General features: G+C 55.2%; 9 protein-coding genes. All 9 read right to left on the minus strand.

Translation table 11 applies throughout. The features are described 5' to 3' along the window. Window positions 1-4: 4 nt before the first annotated feature. A complete protein-coding gene (locus tag HCG48_RS07390; protein ID WP_168568577.1) occupies window positions 5-2,164 on the minus strand; it encodes a WD40 repeat domain-containing protein in 2,160 nt (719 codons plus the stop codon). A 73-nt stretch (window positions 2,165-2,237) separates the two neighbouring features. Then, window positions 2,238-3,311: a c-type heme family protein gene (locus HCG48_RS07395; protein ID WP_168568578.1), complete on the minus strand. Its 1,074-nt coding sequence runs from the start codon at window positions 3,309-3,311 to the stop codon at window positions 2,238-2,240. A gap of 38 nt (window positions 3,312-3,349) precedes the next feature. Then, window positions 3,350-4,852, minus strand: a complete 1,503-nt coding sequence (locus HCG48_RS07400; protein ID WP_210437193.1) for a hypothetical protein — start codon at window positions 4,850-4,852, stop codon at window positions 3,350-3,352. Window positions 4,853-4,884: 32 nt separating this feature from the next. Beyond that, window positions 4,885-5,943 carry a phage tail protein gene (locus tag HCG48_RS07405; RefSeq protein WP_168568579.1) on the minus strand — a complete coding sequence of 353 codons (1,059 nt, stop codon included), beginning with the start codon at window positions 5,941-5,943 and terminating at the stop codon, window positions 4,885-4,887. Window positions 5,944-6,025: 82 nt separating this feature from the next. Further along, complete coding sequence (locus tag HCG48_RS07410) at window positions 6,026-8,245, minus strand: putative baseplate assembly protein (protein ID WP_168568580.1); 2,220 nt, start codon at window positions 8,243-8,245, stop codon at window positions 6,026-6,028. Window positions 8,246-8,338: 93 nt separating this feature from the next. Further along, window positions 8,339-8,761 carry a GPW/gp25 family protein gene (locus HCG48_RS07415; protein WP_168568581.1) on the minus strand — a complete coding sequence of 141 codons (423 nt, stop codon included), beginning with the start codon at window positions 8,759-8,761 and terminating at the stop codon, window positions 8,339-8,341. A 211-nt stretch (window positions 8,762-8,972) separates the two neighbouring features. Further along, window positions 8,973-9,515: a PAAR domain-containing protein gene (locus HCG48_RS07420; RefSeq protein ID WP_168568582.1), complete on the minus strand. Its 543-nt coding sequence runs from the start codon at window positions 9,513-9,515 to the stop codon at window positions 8,973-8,975. A gap of 31 nt (window positions 9,516-9,546) precedes the next feature. Further along, entirely contained in the window at window positions 9,547-11,484 is a 1,938-nt protein-coding gene (locus HCG48_RS07425; protein ID WP_168568583.1) for a VgrG-related protein, read from the minus strand. 97 nt (window positions 11,485-11,581) lie between these two features. After that, entirely contained in the window at window positions 11,582-12,124 is a 543-nt protein-coding gene (locus HCG48_RS07430; protein ID WP_168568584.1) for a CIS tube protein, read from the minus strand. Between the last annotated feature and the right edge of the window lie 4 nt (window positions 12,125-12,128).

A 12,128-nucleotide genomic window follows, 5' to 3' on the forward strand; every position in this document is an offset into this window, starting at 1 on the left:
TTCACTATTCGCACCGAACTTGAGGCAAACGGGGATGTCGGCGCAAGTGAACCCAGCGATCGTCACTGCCGCCGACGATGAGAAGATTATTGTTGGCGATTTTGAGATCGATCGCGTTAAACTTTTGGCGTCCGAAACTGTTAGCTAACTCGATGCCCTCTAAATAGGCATCGGCGCGGCGTCCGTCGGCGGTCAACGGCCACAATTTCAGTTTGCCGTCGTCGCCCCCCGTCGCGAGATAGCAGCCGTTGCGACTTAAGGATAAGGCGCGCACGGGTTGGGAGTCGTGACCGTCACTCCAACGGTCTACGATGCGATCGCACGGCTGATTTTCACTGAGACAGGTTTGTAAATTCCAGATTGTAATCGATCCTTGAGAATCTGCGGTGACGAGTAAATAGGGATTGTATTCGGCAGTTTCGATCGCGAAAATATAGTCATTTTGACCGCCCGTTTCCGGATAAGCGATCGCCCGAGGTTCGCTACCGTCACTCCAATTCCACAAGCGCAACTGATTGAAGCGTCCGGCGACGGCTAAAGTGCGATCGCCCGTACCCACCAACGCCAACCCGGAAATTGCAAAATCAAAGGGCTGTCGGCGCGGTTGTTGACTCGGCGGCGTCCCCCCAAATTGAGCCTCTAACTGCGACTGTACCTCCCACTGCAGAACCGACCCACTACCGTGACCGCTAAATAAATAACGCCCGTCTCGGGTAAACGCTAACGCCAACACGCGATCGTCTTTTTGGAACGAAAACGAATCGATCGGATTTTCATCCGGCGACGATAACAAATCCCACAGTTGAATTTCGCCATTTTCCAACCCCACCGCCAGCAAATTATTATCCACGGGACGATAATGCAAGGTTCGCACCGCTTTCCCAAAATTCCCCAAAACCCCTCGAAAATCGAGTTCCCGTCGGTTTTTCAACTGCCAAGTGCGAATCGTTTCGTCATTGGAACCACTGACCACAAAATTCGCCAACCCGTCGATCTCTACGGCGTGAACCGGGGCTTTGTGGTGGTGTAAACGGGGCATGAAGTACCACAAACTCCCCAAACCTAATAACAATAAAAACAGTAGGAATAATTGCAGCCAGCGCGGCACGATCGGCAGCAAATCCAGTTGTAAAATTTGCAACTCGTTGCGGACGTTGAGGCGACCCTCTGGAACTAGGGCGTTAGCTTCAAAGGTCAGGCGACGGTTCCAACCGAGTAAGGGGCGTTTGGCGCGGGCTAATAACTCGAACTGTCCGGTTTCGGCGGCGTAGAGGGTCATCGTATCCGGTTCGAGTTCGAGGCGATCGCAGCGTTCCACCCCGTCTCCGGTGACGTCAACGGTGACCTCTTGCGCCAAATTACTAGCATTTTCACATTCGAGCAGGTACGTCACCGGATCGGACCGCCAGTCGATCGCCCAGGCCCGACGCTGGGGAACTCTCTGTTTGAGCGCCAGCGCCCGAAATTCGAGACTCCCTACAGCCAGCACTTCCAAACTGCCCTCGATTCGGCTCGGCGGTCCGAGACTGTGGGACGCTTCGACAGTAAACGGATAGATTTGGCTGGGGGCTTTGGCGCCGAAGGGAGGCTGACATAAAAACGTCGTTTCCGCTTCTTTTCCGGGTAACACTTGCACCTGTCGTTCCACCGACTGACCCAACCAAGACGGTTCGAGTCCCAAACAGCGCACGATCGCCTTGCTGGGAATTTGAGCGGGGTTGTAAATCCGCACGGGAATTTCGATTTGATTGTCCGGGTAAACGTGGAAATCGCGTACCGGGAGTTTGAGTTGTAATGGGATCGATCCGGTTCCTTGTTCGATCGCCAAACGCACGATTTCGCGGTCTTCGTCGAGCAGTTCGATCGAAAAGACGCGGACGGTGACGTTCATTAACCCCACCCACCCCGGAACCGGACTGTCCACGATGCCGATTTTAAAGGTGGTCGAATCTCCCGGCGGTTTTTTCGTGCTGACTTCCGGGGAAATTTTGTACCAGGTGACGGTCGGTTCGCTATCGACTCCGGCGGCGATCGCCTCGACTTGGAAACTGGCGAAGCGATCGCTGTGATTGACTACGGTTACTTCAAAAAAGGCCGGCGAACCGCCGGGTTTGAAGCTCAATTGTTTGGTCGAAAGGGTCGTCTCGATGAGGTTGTTGGCCATAATTCGAGGGAGGGGATGGGGAAGGGGGAGTCGGGCGGATTTTTGCAATCGATCGGGCGATCGAAGGGGCGATTTATTGCGGGCGATCGCCGCGTAACTGCTTGGCTTTGTTTAACAGGGCATTTAAATAACTCGGGTCGGTGCGATCGCGGCTCGAACTGGTCGAATTGACCGGGCTTTCTTGACTTTGCCGTTGCAATTGTTGCAGTTGTTGCAGTTGTTGACCGAGTTGTCGCTCGCGCAAGTAAACCCCGTGAGCCATTTGTTGAAAAATACGGGCTAGATGACCGAGTTCGTCTTGTTGTCGGGAGAGAGTCGCCAGTTGTTTTAAATCTCGATCTCGTTCGAGGGTGTCGTCGAGTTGTTCCGTGCCAATTTTTTCTGCCACTCTCGCCATCGGTTGCAGGGGATGGATGACGTGGCGTTTGAGCAAGATATTAATTAATACAATGGCGATCGCAAAGGTGACGATAAACGTCCCCATCACCCCGGCCCAATACTGGCGACTGAGAGAAAACACGGCTTCGGAGGGGACGTAAACGGTTTGAATGCCGATCGTTTCATTCAAGTTCCAGCCAAACCCGGTTTGGTTGCCATAGGTCGCGAGCAGACTTTTGGGAGCCGTTTTGGGGTCGCCGTGACAGCGCAAGCAACTGGCTTCGGTGATTTGAATCGGTCGGGCTTTATAAAAGACTTGTTCCCCGAATAATTGCCGATATCCCCAGGTTTCTTTTAACTCCGGGTTTTGGCGAAATTTGGCGATCGTTTCTTGCTCGAATCCGTCGGGGAGATCGCGCAAATTGGTCGGGTTGACAACAGCTTCTTTATAAAAAAAGTTTTTGTATTCCGGACTGTCGCGCAAATTTTCAAAGACTTGACGGGCGGAATAAGCGGGAACAGTTTCCGGGATAAAGACAGTTTCGGTTTCGAGTTGCGGTGCGAGTAAGGGGTTAATTTCTTGGCTGGTATAGGTGCGAACGGCGTTCATGGTCTGCATGAGCAGCAGACTTTGAGTGGCGACTTCGTCCCGTGCTTTTTTTTGCAAAGCATCGGAGAGAATCGTCCCGCAAAAGGCGATCGACAGGACAAAGACCACGGATAAAAAGAGGGTGAATTGACGTGCCAGTTTGAGATTTTTAATTCTCATGTTCGCTACCCCGGGTTTTTGAAAATGCGACGTGAAATTTAACCTAATTTATCGAGAATATTTTTAGGCAGTCGCGAGCCTTTCTTTTTCGGTTCGGCAGGGGGTTCTTCCGAGGGGGTGGGGGGAGGTAACGGCGGTTGGGGAGGCGATTCGGGGTTGGAGGGATGTTGGAGTTGGATCAGATGGCGTCGTTTCGAGGCGGCGTGTAAGAGGTTGATGCCCATTTCCTGGGCGCTGCGGATGGTTTCGCGAGGGAGGGATAAGCGATCGTCGAGACCCCAACCGGAGGATAACTGACCGATCGCCACGACCAGTCCGGGGGCGGTTAGCAGTTGGATCGCTTCGCCTTGAATGGTCGGTAAGGCGGCGAAGAGAAAGGGTTCGGTTCGCAAGGGGTGGTCGCGTTCTCGGGCGTCGAGAAATTCGAGGGGGGTGCCGAGACTTTGGGCAAACTGGTTGACCTTGGCGGTACGATCGCGGATGAGGCGATCGAGTTCGGCTTCGACGGCGGTCAGTTCGTCGTTGAGTTCGTAGTGAATTTTTTGGTATTCGGCGACTTCCGCCTGACGGGACGGTAAGGGGGTGGTGTCCGGGGAGGTTTCGAGATGGGTGAGGGCGTCTTTGAGTTCGGCTCTGACGAGGCGTAATTGTTCGATTTTCCCCAAATCCGTGGTGATTTCGAGCCAGAGGGTGCCGCCGCGTTCGATATAGGCTTTGAGGGGTTCGAGTTGGTGGGGTTCGGCGTTGTGGAAGAGGCGATCGCCCACGTAGAGGGCATCGTATTGGTTCCAGGTGTCGAGGGCGTCGGGTCGGATTCCCGAGAAGACGCCGATCTCGTCGGTTCCTTGGAAGGCGGGATATAAGCCGTCGAGCGATCGCAGCAGGAATGATAAGCGGGAAACGGTGTTGGGGAGGTCGTCGCCGGAATCGCCGACGATTCCCAAGCGGACGATCGCCCGGGGTCGGGCCTGTACCGGGAGGCGGTAGCGCAAGTCCAAACTGTTGGGTTCGGGGGCGAACACTTGGCGCGATCGCTGTAAGTGGATGTCGCCGGGTTCGAGTACGATGCGACAGACTTCGACTTCCCAATCTTCCGGCGGGGTCGTTTTTTCGTCGATCCGAAAGGTTTCGGTAACGACGAGTTCGCCGTCGTGTCGGGCTTTTAATTTATCGGGATCGACGTAACTGACTACCAGATAAATTTGGGTCGGTTCGCCGTCGCCGACGGGGGAACTGATGCGGAAATTTACGGGTTCGGGAATGACGATGAGATTGCCAAAGACGTCGATGGCGATCCCCGGTTGGATTTGCACCCAGCGTCCGTCACGATATTTCGCGGGAACGTCCGACGGCGGGGCGATCGGACAAACGCCGAGGTCGCAGACGATTCCCGGTTGGTTGAGGGACTGAAAATGGACGTTTTGCCGCGCGCGATGGTAGTCGTGAGCCAAGCGCCAGCGTTCGGCATTCATCAACAAGCCGTCGGCGACTTGCAGGCGTTGGAAGGGTTTGATGTGGGGGGACTGCCAAGGTTTACTCATCGTCTTTACCATGGGTGACCGTCGGGCGACGCCTAGTCGGAACTCGGTTCGATGTAGAGTTCGTAAGTACAAAAGGCGGGTTTTTCCTGCTCGATAATTTGCCGAACGAGGGCTTCGTCGAGGCGATCGCCCGGTCCCGGGCGCAATCGCACGATAAAGTGATACGGTTTACCCCCGCCGACGATCGCATCTTCTCCCAGTTGCGTTTCTCCCAACACGAACCCTTGGGTAAACACTTCCTGAATGCTAATCCGTTTTTCCTTTTCCGGTCGGTCTTCGTCGAGGGGTAAATTCGTGTACAAATTCAGGTACAATCTCAATCCCCGCCGCGTTCCGCGCCAACTGTACAGTTGGATCGCCTGTCCGATTAAATGGCGCTGTCGTTCGATACTCAAGCGCGGATCGAGTTGCCACCCCACCCAAGAGGCGAGAAAGGATAACAAGCCTTCGGGGGCCGTGAGCGGATCGAGATACGCCCACAATAAGTCTAAGGTTTGTACTGTCGGCTCGAAGGCTTGCTCGAACAAGCTTAAGACCCGCCCGATAAAATCGACTTCCCGATAAAGTTCCGGTAAAAAATCCAGATACACGCTGTCGGGCCGCACGAATAGGTTAAAGGTTTCCGGCGCCATGACCTGCCAGGTGTCGCCGTCGAGACTGTAGCGAATGTAAATGTGACCGCGATAGTCCAGGGATAGGCAACGGTCGTTGGGGAATGGGGAATCTGTCTCGAAGAAGTTATCGGGCAGGTGGAAGTAGAGAACGGCTTCTCGCCGGGCCTGTGGGGGAATTTCTTGTCCTTCGATCCCGATGCGACACCAATGACTGGGAAAGTCCCCATCGAGGTCGAGGGCAATCTCCAGGCGGGACTGACTCAGGTTTTGGATGCGAACGAGCAGTTCGGCGGGTGCCCCGGGATGGACGACGAGTTGACAGGGGGGTTTGGGGGTCTCTCGGACGAGATTGTTTTGTAAGGGGGAGTGGTCTTGAAATGGCGCGATCGCCCGCCCTGTGGGTTGTGCCGCGATCGCTGCCGAGGTCGTCGGCATCAGTTCGAGGCGTAAGGGCAGTAGGTCGCGGGCTTGAGTCATTAGGGATTTGAGATTGAGGGATTTTTGATGTTTGATTGAGGGAGTGGGGAATGCCTTGTGCCTTGTGGCTTCTGGCTTTTGCCTAAATCACTCCCACTGCATGACCGGAACGGAGGCGATCGTTGCGCCAGGAGCAGATTAAGCCGAGGGGGCCGGGGTCGATTTGGGGTTCGCGGGGGAGCGATCGCACCCAACCGCGATCGCCGTGGCGCAGCTCGAACAGTTGGACGGTGCCGAGGTAGCGCACTCCGGTAATTTTTTGCAAGAGGGTGACGATATCGGAGGAATACAGGGGACGACCGAAGGGCCATCCGGTGCCTTCGGGACCTCCGGTGAGGGGGTTGAGGAAGCGGTAGAGGGCTTGTTGGACTTCGGCGAGGATCTGTTGTTGGGCGCTCGGATGTTTGTATTCGGCTTCGAGGGCGACTTCGGTTTGGACGCCGACGCCGACGTATTCCGGTTGGGTACAGAGGACTTGGACGCCGAGCAAGCGTCGTTCGTCGAGGTAGTCGAGGACTTGTTGTTGCACTTCGGGGGTGAGTAAGAGGCGTTCGGGGTCGATGCCTTCGCCGCGTTCGATGCTGTCGGTGTTGGTGTGGGGGACGAGGACGAGGCGGACGATGCCGCCTTGTTCGCCGTTTCTGGGGGAAAGGCACATGGCCCGGGCGATCGCCCCCTGTCCGCCTTTGATGGCGAGGGTTTCAAAGTCTTCGACGGTGACGGCGCGATCGCGGGTTCGCAACATTCGCGGCACGCGCATCGCCGCTTCTTCTAGGGTTTCGGCGTTAGAACCGTGGCGGGCGGGGCGAGGGTTGGTGGCGCTGGCGACGTAGGGAACGGCGGTTTTGACGATTCTAATGGTATTTTGCTGGACGTTGCCTCGTTCGCCGCCTCCGGTGCGATAGGCGGCCATTTGGATCAGGGAACCGCGCGGGGGAACGGCGCCGTACTGTCGTTCGAGGAATTGAGCGCGGCGATCGCTGGCGCTGTTGTTTTGGGTTCCTCGATGGCGACCGTCGGGCCGTTGGTTGGGCATTCCTTGCAAGCTCCGGCGAAAGTCGGTTTGGCTGGGCAAGGAACCGGAAGAGCGGATGAGCGGGCCGAATTGAACGGTACCGTCGAGGGAGTCGATGGTGTAGTGGAGGTCTTCGGCGCCGGAGTTGGAAAAGTCGCTGACTTCTTCCCAGAGTTGGGGGATGCCGTTGGGAGGGGTGACGAGAATCCGTTCGCGATCGTCGCGCGGCAGTACGGGGGTGCCTTGTAGTTGGAAGGTCTGACCGGGTTGTCCGTTGCTCTCGCCGAGAATTTCGTTTTCGACGAGGCTGCATTGGGTGGCTTCGACGGTGCCGCCGATCGATCGCGTACTCAAGCCGACAATCCGGGGCGATCGGATGTAACCGGGTCGATCGCCGTCGGGGAGGGTGTAGACGCAGCGCAGCCAGCGTCCGGCATAGGTGACGAAGTGGGTGACGGGCCAGTGTTTGGGCAGGTGCAAGATGACATCGGCACCGGAGAGGGGGTTACCGCCTTTGCGGGTCAGTTCGCTGAAGCTGAAGCCTTCGGTTAAATCGTCGTTTTCTTCTCGCAGGATCGATTCCCAATAAAGGCCGTTCCAAGCTTCCCAGCGTCGGGGGGGGCGTTCCGGGTCGATCCCGGTGGAGGTGGCGGCTTCGCCTTTGACGCACAGGGCGATCGTGTTTCCTTCGAGGGGATCGTCCGGGTCGAAGACGAGATAGAAGCAATTGCCGATTTCCGGTTGTTCTTCAAATAAGGACAGGGATTGACCTTCCCATTCGCCGTCCGGTCGTAAGGTCCAGGTGCCGACGAAGCGATCGCGCAATACTTGGGGTACGGTTTCCGCCGTGCGGGCGCCGAGGAGGTGGCGGATGCTCGGGGTTCCCATCACCAAGGGGCGATCGGTACTGAAGACGATCGCCGCTTCCGTTTCCGTGCGTACCGTCGCCACTTGAGTGCCTGCGGGGATCGTGTAGCTTTCCGGCAGGGAGGCACTCAGATAAAAGGTAATATCCGTTTTCGCCGGATTCGGCGCCTGCAATCGCACGCCGAGGAGTTCGAGGAAGGCGACGTAATGACGGCGGGGAACTTGATTGAAGCGTAGCAACATTTGATCTGTCAGCCACGCGAACAGTTCGATTAAGGTAATCCCCGGATCGCTCGGATTGTAGTTCGTCCATTCGGGACAATAGCGAGGAATGCGTAAAATGCACTCGTCTACTAAGTCCTGAAATTGGCGATCGTCGAGATCCGACTTCGGCAAATTGGGCAGAAAATCAAACTCCATGTTCTCCTCATGTTCTCCTCGGTCTTATCTTCCTGGCTCCGCTTCCCCGATCGCACCCAACCCGTTTAGACAAGAGGGATTCGCCCAATTTACCTACGGCGCGCTCATGGGAGGTAATAGATAAAAACCATAAATAATACTGCGGGAATCGTAGCTGTCTTTCGGATGATATTTAATCGTAATATCGACGCGCCCTCGAATCGGATCCGGCTCGGTAAAGACCCCTTCGAGAACTACGCGCGGTTCCCACATTTGGATCGCTTCTTCGACATACAAACGAATCAGCAATAGGGTTTGGGTATTCATCGGCGCGAACACCAGTTCCGACAGCCGCGAACCGAAATTAGGTCGGTAGACCCGTTCTCCCAACCGCGTGCCTAAGATAATCCGAATCGATTCCTCAATATTGGTACTGCTACTGCTCAGTTGAATGCTTCCCTGAAGGTTAACTTTTAACGGGAAAGACCATCCCGTTCCTAGGTAATCTTCAGAGGCTTCATGCGGGCGATCGCTCATGGTTTGCAAACCGCTCTCAGCGTAGCCGTCACTCTAGCGGAGAAGGGTTATGTATTGCCATTGGCCAAAAGTCGAGTTTGGTTCCTTTGAGTAAGTCGGGAGTAGGCAACAAGCCACAAGTCACAGGCTACAAGCAAGACAACAACCCTGTGGGCCGGGCATCCAGCCTGCCTTACCCACCTTTCTCAAGTCAAAATCTAAAACCTAAAACCTAAAATCCCTGGAATTGTTGATTTTGTTGCTCCCGTTCTCGCATCTTTTGCTCGTAAGCTTCCGGGTCTTCCCGTTTCAACCGTTCCTCTTCTAATTGTTGTTGTTGGGCTTGTTGCTCCATCTGCGCTTGCATTTGGGCTTGTTGTTGCTTTGCTGCCCCTGCCGCTTGGGAGGCTGCCGCTTGGGCTTGGGCGGCTGCTGCTGCACCACCCACCGCCGCCGCCGCCGCAATCCCTGCGGCGGGATTGTCGCCAATCAACACGTTGGGCTGACCTTTGGCGACGACGGTCGTGGCGGGGGTGGGAATCCCCGTGGCGACGGTAATCCCGGCGACATTGGAGGTCATACGTGCTGCCGGACGTCCGCCAATGAGGACGGTAAAGGCTCCGGCGACTACGGCGCCACTGGTCAAGTACGGTCCGGAGACTAAATCCCCGACACAAGCGGCGGGCAGTCCGCCAATGAGGACGTTGGGCATTCCCGGTCCGGTAATTAGATCTCCGGTAGCGGTTAAGTCGGTTAATCTTGCGGCTGGAAACATGGTAGGAATTTTAGTTTTTAGTTTTTAGTTTTTAGGAATTAATTCTCACCATACCGCCACTAATTCCCACGGTGCCAGCTTGGACGTTGGCGGTCGTACCTTTTAAGTTGGCGGTCATGCCTTGAACGTTAACACTTGTCGTTCCTTTAACGTCGGTATTTAAGCCTTGAATATTAATCGAGGCACTGGTTTGAATTTTAATTCCGCTTGGGGCAATTTCAATGCTGCTGCCTCCAACAGTTAAGGTGATTTTTTGCGGGGCGTTCATGTCTATTTGTCCGACCGATTCAATGGAAATTTTACGATTTTGGTCGTTAAGTTCGTAACTATGACCGTTTTGGGTTTTAATTAAAACTTTTTTATTTTTATCGTCTAAACGAACCTGATGACCATTGTTAGTCTTAATTTCAATATATTGTTCGGTGTCGTTGAGATAAAGGTGATGTCCGTAAACGCTGGTTAAATAAATCCCTTTGTGGCTGCTTCCTTGGTCTTCTTCGACGAATTGCAAGGTATGTCCGGTGCGAGTTTGAAGGGTTCGCAAACGGACTTTTCCACCCTGTACGGTGTCGTGGGTTGTGTGGGGGGGTTTGTCTTTTCCGTTCCACAATCCGCCGATGACAAAGGGGCGGTGAATGTCGCCATGCTCGAAGCCGACGAGGACTTCATCGTTGATTTCTGGTAAGCAGTGAAAGCCGCGTTGGGGTCCGCCGCCGATGTTGACGACGCGGGCCCAGTGACTTTGGTGTTCTTCGGTGAGGGTGGGGAATTTGACGCGGACTCGACCCCATCCTTGTTCGTCTTGGTTGTCGGTGACGAGACCGATGAGTAAGCTTTGTCCGGGTTCGATGGTTTTGGCGGGGGCGAGGGTGGCGAGGAGGTCGCCGCCGCGCAGTCCGCGCACGCTAAATTCGGTGGTGTAAACCCGTTCTTGAAAGAGGTGGCGGGTTTCGGTGATGTAGTATTCGCCGCTATATTTACCGAGGTTTTGGAGTTTGACGACTTTTCCGGGTCGGATTTCGGGGTTGCCTTCGCTTTGGGCGTCGGCGTGGACGAATTCGCCGCCGAGTTCGTTACAGATGGCTTGGGCGATATTGGTGGCTTCTTGATTGGAGTAAACGGGTTGGTTGACGACGACGGCGGTGGGGGTTGGGGGTTGCCCTTTAAAGTTTCTGCTGGTTTTGGAGCCTCGACCGTATTGGTTTTCGGTGAGGATTTGTTCGCGGCTGGCGGTTTCGACGATCGCCCGTTTTTGTGTATAATCCCATCCTCTCACTTCAACGTTGCTCACTTGTTCGGCACTGCTGACGCGCACGCGGAAGCTGTGGACGTCTTCTAGCCATTTGAGTTGGAGGGTGGAGTTTTTGGCGGGTTTGCGAAAGTTGAGTTTGCCATCTTGCACGAATAGCTCGAAACCGTTGCGGGCGGCGCGTTCGCGCAAGAATTCCATGTTGGTTTGGTTTTCTTGAAAGATATATTCGTGAGGCTCCCGGGTTTGGTCGATGGTTCCGGAGCGAATGCCGACTTCACCCATGATTTTGTTGACGATATCGCTGTCGGTCATGTTTTGAAAGGAGCGGTTGTAGCGTCCGCGATGGAGGCGATGGGAGTAGTCGTAACCGCGAATGACAATGGGTGCCTGGGATTCGCTGGTGAAGTGGGTTTCAATGGCGGTGACTTCGCCGTCAAAGATGGTGTCGCGTTGTTCGTCCTCGAATTCTGGCGCTTCGGTGGTACTCGACCCGAAGCCGATTTGGATTGGGGTGCCGATTTCAAATAAGTTTTGGTGGCGCCAGGGTTGTTCGTCGGAGCGACCGGAAAAGTAGTCGTTTTTGATGACGAGGGTAAAGAAGGCGGGAAGGTGAAGGCTTTCTTCAACGCTGACTTGCAGGAGATCTTCGATCAAAGTGCTGGAGGCGGTTTGACCGTTAATTTTCAAGATCGGTTCGGCAACGTAAGTGACTGGCATGAGTCCCTCGGTGGTGGCGCGTTATTTCATTGATGGGCGATCGGGGGGGCTTTCACTATTCCCCAAAGGTCGAATTATCTGGGTGGAGGGCTGGGGTTTATCGGGAGGTGGAGCGGCGTTGGCTGCGTCGGTTGGTCATGCTGTCGCGTTGGCGTTGGCTGGCGCTGGGTTGGGGGGTTCCCATACCGGGTTGGGTGGTGGATTCGTCGATTTCTTCTAGGGTGAGGTTGACTTTGGCTCGTACGGGGGTGCCGTCGGGGAGAAAGAGCATTAAGGTGTAGTCGAGTTTGGTGACGAAGCAGCGAATAAATTGGTGTTGACCCCAGGTGAAGACGAAGGTGGGGGGGCGTTTTTCGGTGTCGGGGGCGCCTTCGATGAAGTTGACGGCTTTGGCGAATTGGCTGAGGGGTTCGAGGACGCTGGTGCCTTGTTCGTGGGTGTCGAACCAGAGGTCGTTGACGGTGAGGGTGACGGGTTCGGGATAGGCAAAGTTGACTTTGGGTAAGCCTCTCCCGGTGCGGGCGCCGTTTTCTTTGGTGAGGTTGATTTGTTGGGAGAAGGCGAGTTGGTTGGGGTTGAACATGAATTCGATGGTGCCACCGCCATCTTGGGATATGAGTTGGGCTTTTTGCAGTTGCATGTTG

Origin of the sequence: Oxynema aestuarii AP17 (assembly GCF_012295525.1) — a bacterium.
In the GTDB taxonomy this organism is placed as follows: Bacteria; Cyanobacteriota; Cyanobacteriia; order Cyanobacteriales; family Laspinemataceae; genus Oxynema; species Oxynema aestuarii.